We start from the raw sequence: 20,856 nt of genomic DNA on the forward strand, positions 1-20,856 counted from the left end.
TCAGGAAGGTCAGCGGCCCGCGATCGCGACGAGTCCGGCGCAGCCGAGCGCCAGCGCCCAGCTGACGAGCGAGCCCACCAGGAAGTACTCCGCCTTCTCGCCGCTGCCGCCGTCGCGGGAGATCTCGGGGAAGCGCACGATCCCCTTGGCCGCGAGCACGGCACCGGCGAGGCCGATCGCTCCGGCGAGCGTGAGGCCGGCGATCAGCAGCCGCTCCAGCGGTCCGATCGTGCGCCCGCCCTGGAGGTCCGGCAGGCGGGCGTCGGCCGGCTCCCGACGCGCGAACCGCTCGCTCCAGCGCGGACGCGGCGCGGGCTCGGCCTGCGGGAGCTCGCGGAACAGTGCCGCCCGCACGATCACGTTGCCGCTCTCCAGCAGGAAGAGCCCGGCTCCGACCGCCAGAGCGAGCTGCTCGATCGGAGGGAGCGTGCTCGCGACGATGGTCGGCGCGAGCGGCCCCGTCGGGATGCCGACGGCGCGGTCGACAGCGGTCAGCACCAGGACCGCCGCGACGAGGGCGACGGCCGGACGCAGACCCCCGGGCGGCCGCGCGTTCTCGACGGTCGTGGTCGTCAGCAGCCAGGCTCCGGCCAGGACGACGACGATCGCCGCACCGAGCGGCGGGGCTCCGGCGAGGAGCGCTGCGGTCACGGCTGCGGCGGCGAGCACGGGGATCGCGAGGAGGGCCCCACGGCGGCGGAGGTGCGTGCGCGCGAGGTCGCCGAGGCCGATCACGGCGAGCAGCAGCGCCGTCAGCACGTCTCCTCCAGCAGGCGCGCGCCGGCGAGGAGGGCGCCCGCTCCCGCGCGCCGCAGCGCCTGCGAGACGGCGGGCTGCGAGATCGACTCCTGCTCGCCCAGCTCCTTCTGCGACGCTCCGCGCAGGCTCCCCAGCACGAGTCGGCGATCGCGCGCGCTGAGCGCTCCGACCAGCGCGTCGCGGGAGAGGAGGTAGGCGTTGACGGCCGCCTCGCCGGAGTCCCCGTCGGCGTCCCCGGCGACGAACCATCCGCGGGCCGTGGGCACGGCACCGTCCTCGAGCGCATGGGCGCGATCGATGGCCTCGCGCGCGCGCCACCAGCCGGACCCGTCCTCGAGGTCCCCGGCGATCCCCGACCCGACCACCCGCACCTCGCCCAGGCCGATGCCCGCGCGGCAGTCGACGCCGGCCGGGAGCGAGAGGCGCGCCTGCAGCGTCGCCCGGAGCGCGGCGTGGACGGAGGGGTAGATCGCCTGGAACTCGTCGCCGACCGTCGGGTGCAGGGGCTGGATCGCCGGGACCGCGGCCTCCACCTCGGCGAAGCCCCGCTCGATCTCGCGCTGAGCACCCGCGCGGTCGACGAGGGAGCGGGAGGTCACCAGGTCCAGGAGCACGGCGACGACATCGGAGGAGGTCATCGCATAAGCCTAGAGCTTATATCCGTCGGATATAAGCCCAAGGCTTATCGGTCAGTGGCCCATCCCGAGGCCGCCGTCGACCGGGATCACGGCACCCGAGATGTACGCCGCCTCGTCGCCGGCCAGCCAGCGCGTGACCTTCGCGACCTCGGCAGCGGTGCCGTAGCGGGCGAGCGGGATGCTCTTCCGGTACTCCGCCTGCTGCTCCGGCGAGAGCTCCGCGGTCATGTCGGTCTCGATGAAGCCGGGAGCGACGACATTGGCGGTGATGTTGCGGGCGCCGAGCTCGCGGGTCAGCGAGCGGGCGAAGCCCACGAGGGCGGCCTTCGACGAGGAGTAGTTGATCTGGCCCGGCGACCCGTAGAGGCCGACCACGCTGGAGATGAGGACGACGCGGCCGAAGCGCTGCTTGAGCATCCCCTTCGATGCGCGCTTGACGACGCGGAACGCCCCGGTGAGGTTCGTGTCGACGACGGACGTGAAGTCCTCCTCCGTCATGCGCAGCAGCAGGGTGTCGCGGGTGATGCCCGCGTTCGCCACCAGGATCTCGACCGGGCCCAGCTCGGCCTCGACCTGCGTGAACGCGGCGTCGATGGAGGCGGCGTCGGTCACGTCCGCGACGACGGTGAGGGAGCCCTCCGGACCGGAGCCCGAGCGCGCGGTCACGGCGACCCGGTGACCGGCGGCCACGAACTCCTGGGCGATGGCGAAGCCGATCCCCCGGTTGCCCCCGGTGACGAGGACGGTGCGCGGCGTGGTCATGGTGTCCCTCCTGCCGGCGCTCGTGCGGCGCCGGGCGACCCGTACATCCTAGAGGCGCGTCGCGCAACAGATTCCGGGATGAGGCCCTCCCGGCCTGCACCCGCCCGCCGCGACGTAGGCTTGCAGAGCTGTGAAACCACGCGAGACACTCACCTCCCTACCGCCGTCGCCGAGCGCCGAGCGGCGCTCCCGCGCGATCAAGTACTCGATCGCCATGGGCATCAGGATGCTCTGCGTCATCTGCCTGCTCTTCGCCCACGGCTGGTGGCTGCTGTTCTTCGCCATCGGCGCCGTGGTCCTGCCCTACTTCGCCGTCGTGCTGGCCAACGTCGGCAGTGCGGGCGAGCGCGGCAACGTCGAGCGGCCGGGTGCGATCGTCCTCTCCCGGCCGGTCCCGCCGCCCCCCGCCCCCGACTCCGAGGCGCCGACCGGCCCCGAGGGCGGCGACCCGCGGGGAGACCGGCCGTGATCCCGCTCGGCCGGGTCCCCGACGCGCACGCCTGCTCCCGAGCGGGCTGCCCGCGGACGGCGACATTCGCGATCGAGTGGCGGAACCCGAGGATCCACGCGGAGGACCGTCGGAAGACCTGGCTGGCCTGCGGCGAGCACCGGGAGTTCCTGCGCGAGTTCCTCCTCGCCCGCGACTTCCCGCTCGAGGTGAAGCCGCTCTACACGGTCGATCGCGGAGCGGAACGATGAGCGGCGACGCGCCCCGTCCCTCCTGGCGCTTCGTCTTCTCGCGACGCTGGTTCGGCTACCTCGCTCTCGCGATCGTCTTCGCCGTCGCCTGCGTGCTGCTCTCGCGCTGGCAGGTCGCGCGGCTCGACCAGGCCGCCTCGACCAACCGGCTGGTCACGGCGAACTGGACCGCCGACCCGGTGGCGCTCGACGGGCTGCTCCCCGCCGACTCCACGTGGGACGACGCCCTCGAGTACCGCCCGGTCGAGATCACCGGCGTCTACGAGACGCAGGGGCAGACCCTCGTCCGCAACCGGCCCTACAACGGCAACCCCGGCTTCGAGGTCCTGACGCCGCTGCGGCTCGACGACGGCAGCGTGTTCGTCGTCGACCGCGGCTGGGTCCCCGTCGGCTCGACCCAGGACTCCCCCGACGCGATCCCCGCGCCGCCCGAGGGGGAGGTGACCGTCGTCGCCCGCCTGAAGCCCGCGGAGGGACGGATCGACGGACGCTCCGCACCGGCCGGACAGATCGCCACGATCCAGCTCGACGACCTGTCGGCGCAGCTGGACGAGCCCCTGCGGACCTCGGCGTACGGCCTGCTGGTCGCCGAGGCGCCGGCGCCGGTCGACGCTCCCCCGCTGGCCGCGATCAAGCCGGTCGCCGACGAGGGCCTGCACATCAGCTACGCCGTCCAGTGGGTGCTGTTCGCCGTCATGGGCTTCGGCGGGCTCGGCTGGGCGATCCGCCACGAGTACCGCATCCGCAACGCCGACGACCCCGAGGTCGTGGCGGCCGAGGAGCGGCGCGAGGAGCGCCGTCGACGCCGCGGCCGCAGCGACTCCGAGGTCGAGGACGAGCTGCTCGACGCCCGCTAGGCGAGCGTGATCAGGTCGAGGTAGTCGGCCGCCCAGTGGTCCTCGGTGCCCTCCGGCATGATCAGGACGCGCTCGGGGTTCAGCGCCTCGACGGCTCCCTCGTCGTGGCTGACCAGGACGACCGCGCCCTCGTAGTGCGCGAGCGCGTCGAGGATCTCCTCGCGGCTCGCGGGGTCGAGGTTGTTGGTGGGCTCGTCGAGCAGGAGCACGTTCGCGCCCGAGACCACGATCATCGCCAGGGCGAGACGGGTCTTCTCTCCGCCGGAGAGGACCCCGGCCGGCTTGTGCGAGTCGTCCCCGGTGAACAGGAACGAGCCGAGGACCCGGCGCGCCTCGGTCTCGGTGAGGTTCGGGCTGGAGGAGACCATGTTCTCGAGCACCGAGCGCTTGACGTCGATCGTCTCGTGCTCCTGCGCGTAGTAGCCGATCCGGAGGCCGTGCCCGGCCTCGATCACTCCGGTGTCGGGCTGGTCCACGCCGCCCAGGATGCGCAGGAGCGTCGTCTTGCCCGCTCCGTTGAGCCCCAGGATGACGACCTTGGAGCCGCGGTCGATCGCGAGGTCGACGGCGGTGAAGATCTCGAGCGAGCCGTAGCTCTTCGACAGGTTCTGAGCCTGCAGAGGGGTGCGACCGCAGGCGGACGGGGTCGGGAACCGGAGCTTCGCGACGCGGTCGACCGCGCGGACCTCCTCGAGCCCGCTGAGCATGCGCTCGGCACGCGCGACCATCTGGTGCGCCGCTGCGGCCTTCGAGGCCTTCGCGCCGAACTTCGCGGCCTGCAGCTGGAGGGCGCCGGCCTTTTTCTCGACGTTGACCCGCTCCTTCTTGCGGCGCTCCTCGTCGGCGGCGCGCTGGCGCTGGTAGTTCTTCCAGTTCATGTTGTAGACGTCGATGACCTGGCGGTTGGCGTCGAGGTAGAAGACGCGGTTCACGGTCTCGCCGACCAGGTCGATGTCGTGGCTGATCACGATGAAGCCGCCGCGGTAGTTCTTGAGGAACTCGCGGAGCCAGACGACGGAGTCGGCGTCGAGGTGGTTCGTCGGCTCGTCGAGGATCAGCGTGCTCGCGTCGGAGAAGAGGATGCGCGCGAGCTCGATGCGGCGCCGCTGGCCACCGGAGAGCGTCTTGAGCGGCTGGTCGAGGATCCGGTCGGGGAGGTTGAGGTTGCTCGCGATCGACGCGGCCTCCGCCTCAGCCGCGTATCCGCCCAGGGAGAGGAAGCGATCCGTGAGGTTGCCGTACTTCTTCATGCCGGCCTCGCTCACGGAGGTGTCGCTGCTCGACATCGCGACCGTCGCCTCCTGCATGCCGAGCACCAGCTGCCCCAGCCCGCGGGCGTCGAGGATGCGGGTGCGCGCGAGCTCCTCCGGGTCGCCGGAGCGCGGGTCCTGAGGGAGGTAGCCGATCTCGCCGCCGCGGTCGACCGTGCCCTTCGAGGCGATGAGGTCGCCCGCGAGGACCTTGGTCAGCGTCGTCTTCCCCGCCCCGTTGCGGCCGACGAGGCCGACCTTGTCGCCGTCGCCCACCCGGAAGGAGACGTTCTCCATCAGGAGTCGGGCGCCGACTCGGAGTTCGAGGTCGTGCACGCTGAGCACAGTGCTGTCCGTTCCCGCCAAGAAATGGCGTTCGGTTCGGGAGGAGTGGGGCAAGGGGCCGCGATGCGGCAGCCCCCTAGTATATTTCCTGAGCCGCGGGGCGGATCCACGTCCGCTCACCGCGGACGCGCTCGCTCCTCGCTCTCGGGCGACCAGGACTCTCGGAGATCACCCATGTCCCCTTCCTCTTCCGCCCTCCCGCGCCCGGTCCTCGCCGACCGGCTCGTCACTCGCTCCGTCGCGACCGACGCCCTGCTGGTGCTCGCGGGTGCGGGTCTCACCGCAGCGATGGCGCAGCTGTTCATCCCGATGTGGCCGGTCCCCTTCACGGGCCAGACCTTCGCGGTCCTTCTGGTCGGCACGACGCTCGGCGCACTCCGCGGCGCGCTGTCCATGCTCGTGTACGCGCTCGTCGGCGCTCTCGGCGCCCCGGTCTTCACCGAGGGCTCGCACGGCTGGGCGGTCCTCGCGGGTCCCACCGGCGGCTACATCGTCGGCTTCGTCCTCGCGTCGATCGTCACCGGGTGGCTCGCCCAGCGGCAGTGGGACCGTCGCGTCCTCGGCACGCTGGTGACCTTCCTCGCCGGCACCGCCACCATCTACCTCGTCGGCTTGCCCTGGCTGGCCGCCGCCCTCGCCTCGCTGGGGCTGCCAGCCGACCTCGGCTCCGTCCTCTCCGCGGGACTCGTGCCCTTCCTGGTCGGCGACGCGCTCAAGGCGCTGGTCGCTGCCGCGCTGCTCCCCACCACCTGGGCGATGCTCTCGCGACGCTCGCGCTGAGCGGTCGCACGGACGCCGAAGGGCCGGGAGGACGATTCCTCCCGGCCCTTCGGGCGTCCGGCAGAGGTCGAGCCGCCCGGTCCTCCTGCTCGACCTCGGTGGGCACCTCCACCGACTCGACCGGCGGGGACGACGACGGCCCCGGACTCCGGAGCCGTCCCGCCCGGCCGTTCCGACTCCACGACGGACTGCGACAGGCTGAAGACGACAGGAACGCCGGGGGGGCCGGGAGGACGACTCCTCCCGGCCCTTCGGCGTCGGTGTGCAGCGGCTAGATCGAGAAGCCGAGTGCGCGCATCATGTCGCGCCCGTCCTCGGTGATCCGGTCGGGACCCCACGGCGGCATCCAGACCCAGTTGATCCGGAACGCCTCGACGATGCCGTCGAGCGACTCGGCGGTCTGCTCCTCGAGCACGTCGGTCAGCGGGCAGCCCGCCGAGGTGAGGGTCATGTGGATGACGAGGGCGTCGTTCTCGTCGTCCCAGCCCAGGTCGTAGATGAGTCCCAGGTCGACCACGTTGACCCCGAGCTCGGGGTCCATGACGTCCTTGAGGGCTTCCTCGACCTGGTCGAAGAGCTTCGGCTCGAGAGTGGTGACCGCCATGATCAGACCGTCGCCGAGGTCAGGAAGCGGTCGTAGCCCTCGTCCTCGAGCCGGGTGGCGAGCTCCTTGCCGCCCTGCTCGGCGACGCGGCCGGCGACGAAGACGTGGACGAAGTCGGGCTGGATGTAGCGCAGGATCCGCGTGTAGTGCGTGATCAGCAGCACGCCGAGACCCGTGCTCTGGTGGGCGCGGTTGACTCCCTCCGACACGATCTTGAGCGCGTCGACGTCGAGGCCGGAGTCGGTCTCGTCGAGGACGGCGAACTGCGGGGCGAGCAGCTCGAGCTGGAGGATCTCGTTGCGCTTCTTCTCGCCGCCCGAGAAGCCCTCGTTGACGTTGCGCGCCGCGAAGGACGAGTCCATGCGGAGGTTCGCCATCGCCGACTTGACGTCCTTCGTCCACGTGCGGATCGCGGGCGCCTCTCCGGCGATCGCGGTCTTGGCGGTGCGGAGGAAGTTGGTGTTGGTCACACCGGGGATCTCGACCGGGTACTGCATGGCGAGGAAGAGGCCCGCGCGGGCGCGCTCGTCGACGGACATGTCGAGGACCTCGACGCCGTCGAGGGTGATCGAGCCGCCGTCGACGTGGTACTTGGGGTGTCCCGCGATCGTGTACGCGAGGGTGGACTTGCCGGACCCGTTGGGGCCCATGATCGCGTGGATCTCACCCTGGTTGATGGTGAGATCGACACCGCGGAGGATCTGCTTGGTCCCCTGCTCGGTCTCGACACTGACGTGGAGATCGCTGATCTGGAGAACGGACATTCAGACTTCCTTCGTGACGGTCGGGTCGATGTAGACGTCGCCGTCGATGATCTCGACGACGAAGACGGGGACCGGCTCGTAGGCCGGGAGGTTCAGCGGGGTGCCGGTGCGGAGGGAGAACTGGGAGCCGTGCGCCCAGCACTCGAGGCTGTCGCCCTCGACGAAGCCCTCGGAGAGCGAGATCTCGCCGTGGGTGCAGGTGTCGCCGATGGCGTGGATCTCGCCGGCGGAGTCCTGCACGACCGCGATCGCGACTCCGTCGACCTCGACCCGCATGGCCTGGTTGGGGATCAGCTCGGAGACCGAGCAGATCATCGCGGCGTTGCTCATGCGCTGACCGCCGCTCCGCGGGAGGAGCCGGTCTGGCCGGCGCTGCCGGCGAGCTCCGCCTCGATCGCGAGCTGCAGGCGGTCCTCGAGCTCGGCGACCTTGATCTGCTGCACGATCTCGCTGAGGAACCCGCGCACGACCAGGCGTCGCGCCTCGTCCTCGCGGATCCCGCGGGACTGCAGGTAGAAGAGCTGCTCGTCGTCGAAGCGGCCGGTCGCCGAGGCGTGCCCCGCTCCGGCGATGTCACCGGTCTCGATCTCGAGGTTCGGAATGGAGTCGGCGCGCGTGCCGTCCGAGAGGACCAGGTTGCGGTTCTGCTCGTAGCTGTCGGTGCCGGTGGCGCTGTTGCGGATCAGGACGTCGCCGATCCAGACGGTGCGCGCGCCCTCGCCCTGCAGCGCGCCCTTGTAGGTCACGCGGCTGCGGGTGTCGGGGGCGTCGTGGTCGACGTACACCTGCTGCTCGAGGTGCTGGCCGCCGTCGGCGAAGTACAGGCCGAAGAGCTCGCCGTCCGCTCCGCGCTCGACGAGGTGCGCCGAGGGGTTCACCCGGACGATGGAGCCGCCGAGGGTGACCACGATGTGCTTCACCTTCGCGTCGCGTCCGACCCGCACGAAGTGGTTGGCCAGGTGCCGGGCGTCATCCGCCCACTCCTGCACGGTGACGACGGTGAGCTGCGCGCCCTCGCCGACGAGGATCTCCACGTTCTCCGCGAGGGAGGCCTCCCCCTCGTTCTGCAGCACGACGACGGCGCGGGCGTAGGGCGCCGCCTCGATGATCGTGTGCGCGGCGCGGGGTGCGGAGCCGAGGCCCGAGCGGACGAGGGTGGCGACCTTCTCGTCCTCGCCCGTCACGCGGACGGCGAGGGCCTTCTCGAAGCTCGACCAGGCGTTCGCGGCGGCGCGGTCCTCGGGGAGGCCGGCGGTGCCGATCCGCTGGTCGTCGCGGCCGACCCACGAGACGTCCACACCGTCCACCGCCGCGTGCTCGAGGGGGGCGGGCGAGCCGTCGAGCGCGCCGTCGATCAGATCGCCGAGGCGGGCGACGGGCGTCAGCTTCCAGGCGATCTCGCGGCCGGTGACGGCCTCGAAGGCCTCGACGTCGGCCGACGCGAAGCGCTCGGAGCGCGTCTGCACGGGCGTGAACGCCCCGTCGGAGTGGGCGCTGATGCCCAGGCGCTCAGCGGCGGCCGCGCCGTCGATCTCGGGGGTCGCGGCGCTCGTGGGGACCGTCATCTGGCGGTGGTTCCTTTCGATGGGTGCGGGGCGCCCCGTCCGGGCGCCCCTTCGAGGGGGGAGGCGGGCGTCAACCGACGCTGCCCTCCATCCCCATCTCGATGAGCTTGTTCAGCTCGAGGGCGTACTCCATGGGCAGCTCGCGCGCGATCGGCTCGATGAAGCCGCGGACGATCATGGCCATCGCCTCGTCCTCCGGCAGGCCGCGCGACATCAGGTAGAAGAGCTGCTCCTCGCTGACCTTCGACACCGTCGCCTCGTGGCCGAGCTGCACGTCGTCGACACGGATGTCGATCGCCGGGTAGGTGTCGGAGCGCGAGATGGTGTCGACCAGGAGGGCGTCGCAGCGCACGGTGTTCGCCGAGTGGTGCGCGTTCGCGTCCACCCGGACCTCGCCTCGGTATCCGGCGCGACCGCCGCCGCGGGCGATCGACTTCGAGACGATCGACGACTGCGTGTACGGCGCCATGTGGACCATCTTCGCGCCGGCGTCCTGGTGCTGGCCGGGGCCCGCGAACGCGACGGAGAGGGTCTCGCCCTTGGCGTGCTCGCCGACCAGGAAAATCGACGGGTACTTCATCGTGACCTTGGAGCCGATGTTGCCGTCGATCCACTCCATCGTCGCGCCCTCGTGCGCGATCGCGCGCTTGGTGACGAGGTTGTAGACGTTGTTCGACCAGTTCTGGATCGTCGTGTAGCGCACGCGGGCGTTCTTCTTCACGATGATCTCGACCACGGCCGAGTGCAGCGAGTCCGACTTGTAGATCGGAGCCGTGCAGCCCTCGATGTAGTGGACGTAGCTGTCCTCGTCCGCGATGATCAGGGTCCGCTCGAACTGGCCCATGTTCTCGGTGTTGATCCGGAAGTAGGCCTGCAGCGGGATGTCCACGTGGACGCCCTTGGGGACGTACACGAAGGAGCCGCCGGACCAGACCGCGGTGTTCAGCGCCGCGAACTTGTTGTCGCCCGCGGGGATGACGGTGCCGAAGTACTCCTCGAAGATCTCGGGGTGCTCGCGCAGCGCCGTGTCGGTGTCCATGAAGATGACGCCCTGCTCCTCCAGGTCCTCGCGGATCTGGTGGTAGACGACCTCGGACTCGTACTGGGCCGCGACGCCGCCGACGAGGCGCTGGCGCTCCGCCTCCGGGATGCCGAGCTTCTCGTACGTGTTCTTGATGTCGTCCGGGAGGTCGTCCCAGGTCTGCGCCTGCTTCTCGGTGGAGCGGACGAAGTACTTGATGTTGTCGAAGTCGATGTCCGACAGGTCGGCGCCCCACGTCGGCATGGGCTTGCGCTCGAAGAGCTTCAGGGCCTTCATGCGGCGGTCGCGCATCCAGGCGGGCTCGTTCTTGAGCGCGGAGATGTCGGAGACGACCTCGGGCGAGATGCCGCGTCGCGCGGAGGCTCCGGCGGAGTCCGAGTCGGACCAGCCGAACTCGTAGACGCCCAGGCTCTCGAGCTCGGGGCGGTCGATCAGGATGTCTGACATGTGTACCTCGTTTCCTACCCACTGCTAACCGGTCGGGTCCCGGAGTCATTCCCCCGGGGGTGGCCCGCGGGTGCTCTCCGGCCGGTCGCGCGATCGATCTGATGCGCGGAGCGGATGATGTGCGTCCCTGGATTCCGGAGGTGTGCGTCGGCGCTCCATCGGGCCGTGTGCGGATCACGTGCGCAGGGTGCGTCGAACCGTGACCAGCTTCTCATTCTACCGGCGTCCGCCGTTCAGCGGAACCTCCGCACCTGGGTGTCGGCCGGGCGCCGGCGGCGCACCTCCACACGGGCATGGCCATACCGGTGTCGGTGGTCCGTGATTCGGTTCCGCCATGACGAACAACGCATCGACCCCGATCCCCGCCCGACTCGTGACCGCACTGGTGGGCGCCCGCCTGCCGGCCGGACCCGCACGGGCATTCGGCCCTCTCGCCCGCGCGATCGCGGCCGACCTCCCGCTGCGGGCGCTCCCCCGCGTGCTCCTGCGCCTCCGGCGGCACCTGCTCTCCGCCGAGCCGGAGCCCGCGGTCAGGCGGCGGGCTGGAGCTCCTGGGCGGCGTCCCGGCGCTGGGCGCGCACGGTGAACAGCCTCGGGTTCACGTCGAGCAGCACGCGGACCGCGCCGACCCAGATGAGCGCCGAGCCGAGGAGGTGCACCGCGACGAGCGTCTCGGGCAGCGCGGTGAGCGACTGCGCGACCCCGACCAGCGCCTGCAGCACGACGACCACGAGGAAGGCGATCACGCGCCGCCGGGCGAGCTCCGAGCCCGCCGCCCGCGACAGGCGCAGGAGCAGCGCGGCGCCCACGACGAGCACCGCCGTGCCGAGCACGCCGTGGACGACGGTCACGCTCTCCCAGTGGAACTGCATGCGGGGCACCTCCGCGGAGTCGCCGGCGTGCGGGCCGGTCCCCGTCACGAGGGTCCCCACGAGGATCACGAGGAGCGTCAGGCCGACGAGCCCGATGCTGAGCGCCCGCGTCGCGCGGTCGGGCTCGAAGGCCACGGACTGCGAGCGGTGGGCGCGGTGCCACGTCAGTGCGGTGGTGGTGAGGAGGGCGATGGCGAGAACGAAGTGCCCGGCCACGATGTACGGGTTGAGGCCCGAGTGCACGGTCGCGCCGCCCGCGAGGGCGTTCGCGACGACGAGCCAAAACTGCGACCAAGCGAGCCGGGTCATGGTGCGGTCGCGCGGCTTCTGCAGGCGCGCGGCCGTGATCGCCCAGCCCACCGCGACCACGAGGACGCCGGTGAACGCGCGGTTCGTGAACTCGATGAAGCCGTGGATCCCGAGCTCGGGGGTCGAGGTGAGCGAGCCCGGCTCGCACGCCGGCCAGGTGGGGCAGCCGAGGCCAGAGCCGGTCAGCCGGACGACGCCCCCGAAGAAGATGATCAGGATGCTCGCGACGAGCGCCGCGGTGGTCCCCCAGCGCAGTGCGCGCGGACCCAGGGTCACCCGCTCGGCGAGCAAGGAGAACGGCGTCACCATCAGAAGGGGAGCAGCGGGTCGATGCCGACGGCGAGGAAGAGCAGGGTGAGGTATCCGATGGACCCGTGGAACACCCGCATCGGCGAGACGTGCTCGTGGCGGATCGCGAGGCTGTAGAGGCGGTGCGTCTCGGCGATGAACCAGACTCCGCTGCCGAGCGCGACCACCGTGTAGAGCACCCCCATTCCGGCGACGGGGATCAGCAGGAGCGAGCAGGCGACGGTGGCCCAGGCGTAGAGGATGACCTGGAGCCCGACGATCGTGCGCCCGCGCACGACGGCCAGCATCGGCACGCCGGCGGCCTGGTAGTCGTCCCGGTACTTCATCGACAGCGGCCAGTAGTGCGGCGGCGTCCAGAGGAAGATGACGGAGAAGAGGATGACGGGGGCCCAGTCGAGCGAGCCGGTGACCGCCGCCCAGCCGATCAGCACAGGCATGCAGCCCGCGATGCCGCCCCACACGATGTTCTGCGGCGTCCGGCGCTTGAGGAAGAGCGTGTAGAACACGACGTAGATCAGGATCGCGGCGAGCGAGAGGCCCGCGGAGAGCCAGTTGGCCGTGAGGCCGAGCCAGACGATCGACAGGACGCCGATCGTGGTCGCGAAGACGAGCGCGGCCCGGTCCGAGATCTCCCCGGTCACGAGCGGCCGGTTCTTCGTCCGGTTCATGATCCGGTCGATGTCGCGGTCGAAGTAGCAGTTGAACGCGCCCGCGGACCCGGCGCTCAGAGCGCCGCCGATCAGGACGTTGAGGACCAGCAGCAGGTTCGGGATCCCGCCCTGCGCCAGGATCATCGTCGGAGCGGTCACCACGAGGAGCAGCTCGATCACGCGCGGCTTCGTCAGAGCGACGAAGGCCTTCACCTTGCGCGAGAGGGTCGTCGGCGACGCCCCGTCCCGCTCGACGGCGGTGGTCTCCACGACTGCGTCCATTGCTCCTCTAACGATTCGATGATCCCGAACGAGTGTAATGCGCCCGTCCGGGAGCCGGGCCCGGCGTGCACGCTTGTCCAATCGGACGCAGACATATGCGACCACGCAACCCCCGGTCGGCGGCGCACCCCCCTCCGTATACTCGGGACTGCTCGCCAGAGCGCCCGGCACGCACCCGAGCCCGCCCGACGATCGTCGGCACGGGGCCGAGAGGGCCGTCGCCGGAGCATCGTGTCGAAGTCGTCATGCGGCGTGCTCCACCATGCGAGAGGGCGGACGGTCCCCGTCTGCCCCACGTCTCGAGAAGGGTCAGTACCAAGTGTCAGAACTGCAATGGGAATCCATTGACGAGAAGGCAGTCGACACGGCGAGGGTTCTCGCCGCGGATGCGGTCGAGAAGGTCGGCAACGGCCATCCCGGAACCGCCATGAGCCTCGCGCCCGCCGCCTACCTCCTGTTCCAGAAGGTCATGCGCCGCGATCCGTCCGACGCGACCTGGATCGGCCGCGACCGGTTCATCCTGTCGGTCGGCCACTCCTCGCTGACGCAGTACGTCCAGTTCTACCTGGGCGGCTACGGACTCGAGCTCGACGACCTCAAGGCGCTGCGCACCTGGGGCTCGAAGACCCCGGGCCACCCGGAGTACGGCCACACCGACGGCGTCGAGATCACCACCGGACCGCTCGGCCAGGGCCTCGCCTCCGCCGTGGGCTTCGCCTACGCCTCGCGCTTCGAGCGCGACCTGTTCGACCCGGAGGCCGCCGCGGGCACCTCCCCGTTCGACCACTTCGTCTACGTGATCGCCGGCGACGGCGACCTGCAGGAGGGCGTCACCAGCGAGGCCTCCTCCCTGGCCGGCCACCAGAAGCTCGGCAACCTGGTCGTCATCTACGACTCCAACCAGATCTCGATCGAGGACGACACCAACATCGCCTTCACCGAGGACGTCAAGGCGCGCTACGAGGCCTACGACTGGCAGGTCCAGGTCGTCGACTGGAAGAAGACCGGCGAGTACCACGAGGACGTCGCCGAGCTGCACGCCGCGATCGAGGCCGCGAAGGGCGAGACCGACAAGCCGTCGCTCATCATCCTGCGCACCATCATCGGCTGGCCGTCGCCGAAGAAGCAGAACACCGGCAAGATCCACGGCTCCGCCCTGGGCGCCGACGAGCTCCGCGGACTCAAGGAGGTGCTCGGCTTCGACCCCGAGAAGACCTTCGACGTCGCCGACGAGGTCATCGAGCACACCCGCAAGGCCGTCGAGCGCGGCCAGGCCCAGCACGCCGAGTGGGACGAGCAGCTCGCCGCCTGGGCGTCCGCGAACCCCGAGAAGAAGGAGCTGCTCGACCGGGTCCTCTCGGGCGAGCTGCCCGAGGGCGTCCAGGAGGCGCTCCCCGTCTTCGAGCCCGGCAAGGAGGTCTCGACCCGCGCCGCGTCCGGCAAGGTCATCAACGCCCTCGCCGGCGTGATCCCCGAGCTGTGGGGCGGCTCCGCCGACCTCGCCGAGTCGAACAACACGACGATCGAGGGAGCCGGCTCCTTCGTCCCGACGGAGTTCTCGACCCACGAGTGGACCGGGAAGAAGGGCGGCCGCGTGCTGCACTTCGGCATCCGCGAGCACGCCATGGGCGCGATCCTCAACGGGATCGTCCTGCACGGCAACACCCGCCCCTTCGGCGGCACCTTCCTGATCTTCTCCGACTACATGCGCCCGGCGGTCCGTCTCGCCGCGCTCATGAAGGCGCCGGCCATCTACGTCTGGACCCACGACTCCGTGGCGCTCGGCGAGGACGGCCCGACGCATCAGCCGGTCGAGCAGCTGTCGACCCTCCGCGCGATCCCGGGCCTGGACGTCGTCCGCCCCGGCGACGCGAACGAGGTCGCCTACGCCTGGAAGACCATCCTCGAGCGCCGCGAGGGCCCCGCCGGCCTCGCGCTCACCCGTCAGAACATCCCGGTGTTCGAGCGCGGCGAGGGCGACGCGGAGGGCGAGACCTTCGCCTCCGCCGCGAACGTCGCCCGCGGTGCCTACATCCTGGCCGAGGCGCCGGGCGGCACCCCGGACGTGATCTTCATCGCGACCGGCTCCGAGGTCCAGATCGCCGTCGAGGCGCGCGCGGCCCTGAGGAGCGAGGGCGTCAACGCCCGCGTCGTCTCGGCTCCGTCCCTCGAGTGGTTCGAGGAGCAGGACGCCGAGTACCGCGAGAAGGTCCTGCCCTCCTCGGTGAAGGCGCGCGTCTCGATCGAGGCCGGCCTGAGCCTGGGCTGGCAGAAGTACGTCGGCGACGCCGGCCGCTCCGTCTCGATCGAGCACTTCGGCGCCTCGGCCGACTACAAGACCCTGTTCCGCGAGTTCGGGATCACCACCGAGGCGGCACTGTCCGCCGCCAAGGAGTCGCTCGCAGCCTCCTGACCCGAAGGCCGCGTCCACCACGGACGCGGCCTTCGCCGTCGGAGCAGCGGCTCCCCCTCACACCACGCACCACCTACGCAGAAGAAGAAGAGACATGACCGAGAACACCCCCACCGCAGAGCTCTCCGCCGCCGGCGTCAGCATCTGGCTCGACGACCTCTCCCGCTCGCGCATCTCCACCGGAGGGCTGCAGAAGCTCATCGAGGAGAAGAACGTCGTCGGAGTCACCACGAACCCCACGATCTTCGCCGCGGCTCTGACCAACGGCGAGTCCTACGACGCCCAGGTGCGCGAGCTCGCCTCCGCCGGCACCTCGGTGACCGACGCCGTCTTCGAGATCACCACCGACGACGTCGCCGCGGCGTCCGACATCTTCCGCCCGATCTACGACGCGACCAACGGCTACGACGGCCGCGTGTCGATCGAGGTCGAGCCCGGCCTGGCGCACGACGCCCAGGGCACCATCGAGCAGGCCAAGGCCCTCTGGGCCAAGGTCGACCGCCCCAACGCGATGATCAAGATCCCCGCGACCGTCGAGGGCCTCGAGGCCATCACGGAGGTCATCGGCTCCGGCATCTCGGTGAACGTCACCCTGATCTTCTCGCTCGCCCGCTACCGCGCCGTCATCAACGCGTACCTGGCCGGCCTCGAGAAGGCCAAGGACGCCGGCATCGACCTGTCGACCATCCACTCCGTCGCCTCGTTCTTCGTCTCGCGCGTCGACACCGAGATCGATAAGCGCCTCGAGGCCGTCGGCACCGACGAGGCCCGCGCCCTCAAGAGCAAGTCCGGCGTCGCCAACGCGCAGCTGGCCTACGAGGTCTTCGTCGAGGCGTTCGCCACCGAGCGCGCCCTGCTGCTCCAGGAGTCCGGCGCCAACCGCCAGCGCCCCCTCTGGGCCTCGACCGGCGTCAAGTCGACCGACCTCCCCGACACCCTCTACGTGACCGAGCTCGTCGCGGCCGGCGTGGTCAACACGATGCCCGAGAAGACCCTCGAGGCGACCTTCGACCACGGCGTCATCACCGGCGACACCGTCACGGGCTCGTACGCCGACGCGAACGCCGTCCTCGACGCCGTCGCGGCGCAGGGCGTCTCGTACGCCGACGTCACCGAGCTGCTCGAGAAGGAGGGCGTGGAGAAGTTCATCGTCTCCTGGAACGAGCTGCTCGACACCGTCACCGCGGCGCTCGAGGGCGCGAAGGCGCAGGCCTGATCATGGCCATCCAGATCCACGTCAGCGGAGACGCCGAGAAGGCCGTCGACCGCGTCGTCCCGGAGCTCGTCGCCGACGAGGTCGCGTCCGGCATCACCGCCCAGGTCCCCACCCTGTGGGGCGCCGCGGCGGAGGAGGAGGCGGCCAAGCGCCTCGGGTGGACCGAGTCGACCACCGTCTCCCGCCCCCTGATCCCCCAGATCCTCGCTCTGCGCGAGGAGTTCCAGGCCAAGGGCGTCGACCACATCGTCCTCGGCGGCATGGGCGGCTCCTCGCTCGCGCCCGAGGTCATCACCCGCACCGCCGGCGTCGAGCTCACCGTGCTCGACTCGACGGCGCCCGGCCAGGTGCTCGCGGCCCTGAACGATCGGCTCGCGTCGACCGCGGTCGTCATCTCCTCGAAGTCCGGCTCGACCGTCGAGACCGCGAGCCAGAAGAAGGCCTACGAGAGGGCGTTCACGGAGGCGGGCATCGATCCGCTCGACCGCATCGTCATCGTGACCGACCCGGGCTCGCCCCTGGACACCTCCTCCCGCGAGGCCGGCTACCGCGTGTTCAACGCCGACCCGAACATCGGCGGGCGCTTCTCGGCGCTCTCCGCGTTCGGCCTCGTGCCGTCCGGGCTCGCCGGCGCCGACATCGAGGCCCTCCTCGACGAGGCGGCCGAGGCCTCCCTCGGGCTCGCCGTGGACTCCCCCGAGAACCCGGGCCTGATCCTCGGAGCGGCGATCGCCGCGACCAGCCCGCGCCGCGACAAGCTCGCGATCGTCGCCGACGGGACCGACATCGTCGGCTTCGCCGACTGGGCGGAGCAGCTCATCGCCGAGTCCACCGGCAAGGACGGCACGGGCATCCTCCCCGTCGTCCTCGGCACGCTGGCCCCCGAGCTCTCGGAGGACCTGCCCGACGTGCAGGTCGTCCGCCTGGTCGAGGACGCCACGGCGCTGCACCTGTTCCCGCGCGACCGCCACGAGGGCGAGATCCTCCTCTCCGGCTCGCTCGGCGCTCAGATGCTGACGTGGGAGTACGCCGTCGCCGTCGCGGGTCGCCTCCTGGGCATCAACCCGTTCGACCAGCCCGACGTCGAGTCGGCGAAGGTCGCGACCCGGGCCCTGCTCGAGAAGCGCCCCGAGCCCGAGGCGCCCGCGTTCAGCGACGCGGGCATCGAGGTCACCGGCAGCAGCAGCGTCACCGAGGGCGTCTCGACCGTCGCCGCCGCTGTCGACCGCCTCCTCGCGCAGCTGGGCGACGGCGGCTACGTCTCGATCCAGGCGTACGTCGACCGCCTCGCACTCCCGCAGCTCGAGGGCGTGCGCGACCTCCTCGCCGCGCAGGCTCAGCGCCCCGTCACCTTCGGGTGGGGCCCGCGCTTCCTGCACTCGACCGGGCAGTACCACAAGGGCGGGGCGCCGACCGGCGTGTTCCTCCAGATCACCGAGCGCTCCGACGTGGACCTCGAGATCCCGGACAGCCCGTTCACCTTCGGCCAGCTCATCCTGGCGCAGGCCGCCGGCGACGCGAGCGTGCTCGCCGAGCACGGCCGGCCGGTGCTGACCCTCACGCTGACCGACCCCGAGGCCGACCTCGAGGCGCTCTTCGAGGCCCTCAACACCTGATCCGACGGGCACGCCGCCGCTGCGCTCTCGAGCGCGCGGCGGCGTGCCCGCGGTCGTCCCGCGACCACTTCCCGGGGCAGCAGCCGGGCCCGCCCGCTCCTCCCCCTCCCTCACCGATAGCAGTGCGCCGGTCCCACCGGCACACAGAAGGACACTGCACATGTCTGTGGACATCACCCCCGAGTTCAACCCGCTGAGGTTGAGCTTCGACCGCCGGTTGAACCGGATCGCCGGGCCCAGCGGCCTCGTCATCTTCGGCGTGACCGGCGACCTCTCCCGCAAGAAGCTCATGCCCGCGGTCTACGATCTCGCCAACCGCGGCCTCCTGCCTCCCGGCTTCGCCCTCGTCGGATTCGCCCGGCGCGACTGGGACGACCAGGACTTCGAGCAGGTCGTCCACGACTCCGTGAAGAAGCACGCCCGCACCGAGTTCCACGAGGAGGTCTGGGCGCAGCTCGCGCAGGGCATCCGGTTCGTGCAGGGCGAGTTCGACGACCCCGAGGCGTTCGCCCGCCTGAAGACGACCGTCGACGACCTCGACCGCGAGCGCGGCACGAACGGCAACTTCGCCTTCTATCTCTCGATCCCCCCGAAGTCCTTCCCGCAGGTCACCGAGCAGCTGCGCAGCTCCGGCCTCGCCGAGCAGAAGGACGGCCAGTGGCGCCGCGTCGTCATCGAGAAGCCGTTCGGCAGCGACCTGAAGACGGCTCGCGAGCTGAACGACGTCGTCGAGTCGGTCTTCCCGCCCGACTCCGTCTTCCGGATCGACCACTACCTCGGCAAGGAGACGGTCCAGAACATCCTGGCCCTCCGCTTCGCCAACATGATGTACGAGCCGCTCTGGAACTCGAACTACGTCGACCACGTGCAGATCACCATGGCCGAGGACATCGGCGTGGGCGGGCGCGCGGGCTACTACGACGGCATCGGAGCGGCGCGCGACGTCATCCAGAACCACCTGCTGCAGCTGCTCGCCCTGACCGCCATGGAGGAGCCGATCTCGTTCGACGCGGCCGACCTCCGTGCGGAGAAGGAGAAGGTCCTCGCGGCCGTCCGCCTCCCCGCCGACCTCTCCACTTCTACCGCCCGCGGGCAGTACGCCGGCGGCTGGCAGGGCGGCGAGAAGGTGCTCGGCTTCCTCGAGGAGGACGGCATGAGCCCCACCTCGACCACCGAGACCTACGCCGCCATGCGCCTGGACATCGGCACCCGACGCTGGGCCGGCGTGCCGTTCTACCTGCGGGCCGGCAAGCGCCTCGGCCGCCGCGTCACCGAGATCGCGGTCGTGTTCAAGCGGGCACCGAAGCAGCTCTTCGCCGAGAGCCAGACCACGTCGCTGGGCCAGAACGCGCTCGTCATCCGGGTCCAGCCCGACGAGGGCGTCACCATGCGCTTCGGCTCGAAGGTGCCCGGCGCCGGCATGCAGGTGCGCGACGTGACGATGGACTTCGGCTACGGCCACGCGTTCACCGAGGCGAGTCCCGAGGCCTACGAGCGCCTCATCCTCGACGTCCTCCTGGGCGAGCCGCCGCTCTTCCCCCGGCACGAGGAGGTCGAGCTGTCCTGGAAGATCCTCGACCCGATCGAGGAGTTCTGGGCCACGCAGGGCCAGCCCGAGCAGTACCGCCCCGGAACATGGGGCCCCGATTCCGCCGACGAGCTCCTCGCCCGCGACGGCCGCACCTGGAGGCGTCCATGATCGTCGATCTGCCCGACACCACGACGAGCGAGGTCTCGAAGACCCTCGTCAAGATCCGCGAGGAGGGCGGCGCCGTCGCCCTCGGCCGCGTCCTCACCCTCATCATCGCGACCTCCCGGGGTCACGAGGAGGAGGCCATCGAAGCCGCGAACGACGCGTCCCGCGAGCACCCGATGCGCGTCATCGTGGTCTCGAAGGACGACGGCACCACCACGGTCCCGGTCGACGCGACGGCGCGGGTCGACGCGCAGATCCGGGTCGGAGGCGACGCCGGCGCGAGCGAGGTCGTCGTGCTCCGTCCCTACGGGGACGCGGCCGAGGACGAGGAGAGCCTGGTCACGGGCCTCCTCCTCCCCGACGCCCCCGTCGTGGCCTGGTGGCCGAACAGCGCTCCGGACAACGCCTCCGCGTCCCCGATCGGCCGGATCGCCACCCGGCGGATCACCGACGCGTCGGCCCAGTCGAACCCGGCGGAGGCGCTGCACCACCTCGCCTCCACCTACGCCCCCGGCGACACCGACTTCGCCTGGACCCGCCTCACCCTCTGGCGCGCGCAGCTCGCCGCCGTGCTCGACCAGCCGCCCTACGAGCCGATCACGGCCGTCGAGGTCTCGGGCGCGCCCGACTCGCCCTCGACGATCCTGCTCGCCGCCTGGCTGCAGCTCGAGCTCGACATCCCCGTCGACCACGAGCTCACGATCAGCGCCACCGGGTCCAGCGGGATCCACGGCGTGCGGCTCATCCGCGACTCCGGAGTGATCGAGCTCGAGCGCTCGGTGCCCAACGTCGCGACGCTCACGCAGCCCGATCAGCCGGTCCACGACATCTCGCTCCCCCGCCGCAGCCTCCGGGACTGCCTGGCGGAGGAGCTGCGCCGGCTCGACCCGGATGACCTGTACGGTGAAGTGATCTCGCGCGGGGTCGACATGCTCACTGAGAAGGCCGAGGCCCGCAGCGCCTCCTGAGGTGTGGGCGCCC

General features: G+C 70.9%; 20 protein-coding genes. 9 read left to right on the plus strand and 11 right to left on the minus strand.

Going from position 1 to position 20,856, the window contains the following annotated elements:
- Positions 1–9: 9 nt before the first annotated feature.
- Genes C5C99_RS02425 through C5C99_RS02435 form a run of 3 tightly spaced genes read right to left on the minus strand, consistent with a single transcriptional unit; the run spans position 10 to position 2,159 of the window.
- Positions 10–759, minus strand: coding sequence for a hypothetical protein (locus C5C99_RS02425; protein WP_104339548.1), 750 nt, complete (start codon positions 757–759; stop codon positions 10–12).
- Positions 753–1,397: a SatD family protein gene (locus C5C99_RS02430; protein ID WP_104221954.1), complete on the minus strand. Its 645-nt coding sequence runs from the start codon at positions 1,395–1,397 to the stop codon at positions 753–755. Before C5C99_RS02430 ends, C5C99_RS02425 begins: the two co-directional genes overlap by 7 nt.
- Positions 1,398–1,448: 51 nt before the next feature.
- Positions 1,449–2,159, minus strand: a complete 711-nt coding sequence (locus tag C5C99_RS02435; RefSeq protein WP_104225284.1) for a beta-ketoacyl-ACP reductase — start codon at positions 2,157–2,159, stop codon at positions 1,449–1,451.
- A gap of 130 nt (positions 2,160–2,289) precedes the next feature.
- On the opposite strand from C5C99_RS02435, the gene C5C99_RS02440 reads away from it, so the two are divergent.
- Genes C5C99_RS02440 through C5C99_RS02450 form a run of 3 tightly spaced genes read left to right on the plus strand, consistent with a single transcriptional unit; the run spans position 2,290 to position 3,715 of the window.
- Positions 2,290–2,628, plus strand: coding sequence for a DUF3099 domain-containing protein (locus C5C99_RS02440; protein WP_104221949.1), 339 nt, complete (start codon positions 2,290–2,292; stop codon positions 2,626–2,628).
- Entirely contained in the window at positions 2,625–2,858 is a 234-nt protein-coding gene (locus tag C5C99_RS02445; RefSeq protein ID WP_104221947.1) for a hypothetical protein, read from the plus strand. The genes C5C99_RS02440 and C5C99_RS02445 overlap by 4 nt, the downstream gene beginning before the upstream one ends.
- Positions 2,855–3,715, plus strand: a complete 861-nt coding sequence (locus tag C5C99_RS02450; RefSeq protein ID WP_104339549.1) for an SURF1 family protein — start codon at positions 2,855–2,857, stop codon at positions 3,713–3,715. The genes C5C99_RS02445 and C5C99_RS02450 overlap by 4 nt, the downstream gene beginning before the upstream one ends.
- Here C5C99_RS02450 and C5C99_RS02455 read toward each other — a convergent pair.
- Entirely contained in the window at positions 3,712–5,310 is a 1,599-nt protein-coding gene (locus tag C5C99_RS02455; RefSeq protein WP_104260744.1) for an ABC-F family ATP-binding cassette domain-containing protein, read from the minus strand. The genes C5C99_RS02450 and C5C99_RS02455 overlap by 4 nt on opposite strands.
- A gap of 174 nt (positions 5,311–5,484) precedes the next feature.
- Between C5C99_RS02455 and C5C99_RS02460 the strand changes: the two genes are divergently transcribed.
- Positions 5,485–6,090: a biotin transporter BioY gene (locus C5C99_RS02460; protein WP_104232632.1), complete on the plus strand. Its 606-nt coding sequence runs from the start codon at positions 5,485–5,487 to the stop codon at positions 6,088–6,090.
- Between the two features lie 271 nt (positions 6,091–6,361).
- On the opposite strand, the gene C5C99_RS02465 is transcribed toward C5C99_RS02460, so the two are convergent.
- The 7 genes from C5C99_RS02465 to C5C99_RS02495 all read right to left on the minus strand — a co-directional run bounded on the left by C5C99_RS02465 (position 6,362) and on the right by C5C99_RS02495 (position 12,934).
- Positions 6,362–6,694 carry a metal-sulfur cluster assembly factor gene (locus tag C5C99_RS02465; protein ID WP_104221939.1) on the minus strand — a complete coding sequence of 111 codons (333 nt, stop codon included), beginning with the start codon at positions 6,692–6,694 and terminating at the stop codon, positions 6,362–6,364.
- 2 nt (positions 6,695–6,696) lie between these two features.
- Positions 6,697–7,458, minus strand: a complete 762-nt coding sequence (gene sufC, locus C5C99_RS02470; RefSeq protein ID WP_104221937.1) for a Fe-S cluster assembly ATPase SufC — start codon at positions 7,456–7,458, stop codon at positions 6,697–6,699.
- Positions 7,459–7,788, minus strand: a complete 330-nt coding sequence (locus C5C99_RS02475; protein ID WP_077222834.1) for a non-heme iron oxygenase ferredoxin subunit — start codon at positions 7,786–7,788, stop codon at positions 7,459–7,461. It lies immediately after the preceding gene.
- Positions 7,785–9,023 carry a Fe-S cluster assembly protein SufD gene (gene sufD, locus C5C99_RS02480; protein ID WP_104260743.1) on the minus strand — a complete coding sequence of 413 codons (1,239 nt, stop codon included), beginning with the start codon at positions 9,021–9,023 and terminating at the stop codon, positions 7,785–7,787. The genes C5C99_RS02475 and sufD overlap by 4 nt, the downstream gene beginning before the upstream one ends.
- A gap of 70 nt (positions 9,024–9,093) precedes the next feature.
- Positions 9,094–10,512, minus strand: coding sequence for a Fe-S cluster assembly protein SufB (gene sufB, locus C5C99_RS02485; RefSeq protein WP_104221933.1), 1,419 nt, complete (start codon positions 10,510–10,512; stop codon positions 9,094–9,096).
- Between the two features lie 530 nt (positions 10,513–11,042).
- Complete coding sequence (locus C5C99_RS02490) at positions 11,043–12,002, minus strand: heme A synthase (RefSeq protein ID WP_104250364.1); 960 nt, start codon at positions 12,000–12,002, stop codon at positions 11,043–11,045.
- The gene (locus tag C5C99_RS02495; protein ID WP_104221928.1) at positions 12,002–12,934 is read right to left on the minus strand and encodes a heme o synthase; all 933 of its coding nucleotides are present in this window, start codon (positions 12,932–12,934) and stop codon (positions 12,002–12,004) included. The genes C5C99_RS02490 and C5C99_RS02495 overlap by 1 nt, the downstream gene beginning before the upstream one ends.
- A gap of 319 nt (positions 12,935–13,253) precedes the next feature.
- Between C5C99_RS02495 and tkt the strand changes: the two genes are divergently transcribed.
- From tkt to C5C99_RS02520, 5 genes are all read left to right on the plus strand, one after another.
- Positions 13,254–15,347: a transketolase gene (tkt, locus tag C5C99_RS02500; RefSeq protein ID WP_104339550.1), complete on the plus strand. Its 2,094-nt coding sequence runs from the start codon at positions 13,254–13,256 to the stop codon at positions 15,345–15,347.
- 94 nt (positions 15,348–15,441) lie between these two features.
- Positions 15,442–16,563 (plus strand): transaldolase, encoded by a 1,122-nt coding sequence (gene tal / locus C5C99_RS02505; protein ID WP_104221924.1) that lies wholly within the window; start codon positions 15,442–15,444, stop codon positions 16,561–16,563.
- 2 nt (positions 16,564–16,565) lie between these two features.
- Positions 16,566–18,179 carry a glucose-6-phosphate isomerase gene (locus C5C99_RS02510; protein ID WP_104287909.1) on the plus strand — a complete coding sequence of 538 codons (1,614 nt, stop codon included), beginning with the start codon at positions 16,566–16,568 and terminating at the stop codon, positions 18,177–18,179.
- Positions 18,180–18,339: 160 nt separating this feature from the next.
- Positions 18,340–19,878 carry a glucose-6-phosphate dehydrogenase gene (gene zwf / locus C5C99_RS02515; RefSeq protein ID WP_104225293.1) on the plus strand — a complete coding sequence of 513 codons (1,539 nt, stop codon included), beginning with the start codon at positions 18,340–18,342 and terminating at the stop codon, positions 19,876–19,878.
- Positions 19,875–20,843: a glucose-6-phosphate dehydrogenase assembly protein OpcA gene (locus C5C99_RS02520; protein WP_104232638.1), complete on the plus strand. Its 969-nt coding sequence runs from the start codon at positions 19,875–19,877 to the stop codon at positions 20,841–20,843. The genes zwf and C5C99_RS02520 overlap by 4 nt, the downstream gene beginning before the upstream one ends.
- Positions 20,844–20,856: the final 13 nt, after the last annotated feature.

It is taken from the genome of Rathayibacter sp. AY1C4 (genome assembly GCF_002932195.1).
Taxonomy (GTDB): domain Bacteria; phylum Actinomycetota; class Actinomycetes; order Actinomycetales; family Microbacteriaceae; genus Rathayibacter.

Coding starts and splice junctions, on each gene's coding strand:
- C5C99_RS02430 (WP_104221954.1), bottom strand. CDS start 1,397: ATGACCTCCTCCGATGTCGTCGCCGTGCTCCTGGACCTGGTGACCTCC.
- C5C99_RS02435 (WP_104225284.1), bottom strand. CDS start 2,159: ATGACCACGCCGCGCACCGTCCTCGTCACCGGGGGCAACCGGGGGATC.
- C5C99_RS02450 (WP_104339549.1), top strand. CDS start 2,855: ATGAGCGGCGACGCGCCCCGTCCCTCCTGGCGCTTCGTCTTCTCGCGA.
- C5C99_RS02460 (WP_104232632.1), top strand. CDS start 5,485: ATGTCCCCTTCCTCTTCCGCCCTCCCGCGCCCGGTCCTCGCCGACCGG.
- C5C99_RS02465 (WP_104221939.1), bottom strand. CDS start 6,694: ATGGCGGTCACCACTCTCGAGCCGAAGCTCTTCGACCAGGTCGAGGAA.
- sufC (WP_104221937.1), bottom strand. CDS start 7,458: ATGTCCGTTCTCCAGATCAGCGATCTCCACGTCAGTGTCGAGACCGAG.
- C5C99_RS02475 (WP_077222834.1), bottom strand. CDS start 7,788: ATGAGCAACGCCGCGATGATCTGCTCGGTCTCCGAGCTGATCCCCAAC.
- sufD (WP_104260743.1), bottom strand. CDS start 9,023: ATGACGGTCCCCACGAGCGCCGCGACCCCCGAGATCGACGGCGCGGCC.
- sufB (WP_104221933.1), bottom strand. CDS start 10,512: ATGTCAGACATCCTGATCGACCGCCCCGAGCTCGAGAGCCTGGGCGTC.
- C5C99_RS02490 (WP_104250364.1), bottom strand. CDS start 12,002: ATGGTGACGCCGTTCTCCTTGCTCGCCGAGCGGGTGACCCTGGGTCCG.
- C5C99_RS02495 (WP_104221928.1), bottom strand. CDS start 12,934: ATGGACGCAGTCGTGGAGACCACCGCCGTCGAGCGGGACGGGGCGTCG.
- tal (WP_104221924.1), top strand. CDS start 15,442: ATGACCGAGAACACCCCCACCGCAGAGCTCTCCGCCGCCGGCGTCAGC.
- C5C99_RS02510 (WP_104287909.1), top strand. CDS start 16,566: ATGGCCATCCAGATCCACGTCAGCGGAGACGCCGAGAAGGCCGTCGAC.
- zwf (WP_104225293.1), top strand. CDS start 18,340: ATGTCTGTGGACATCACCCCCGAGTTCAACCCGCTGAGGTTGAGCTTC.
- C5C99_RS02520 (WP_104232638.1), top strand. CDS start 19,875: ATGATCGTCGATCTGCCCGACACCACGACGAGCGAGGTCTCGAAGACC.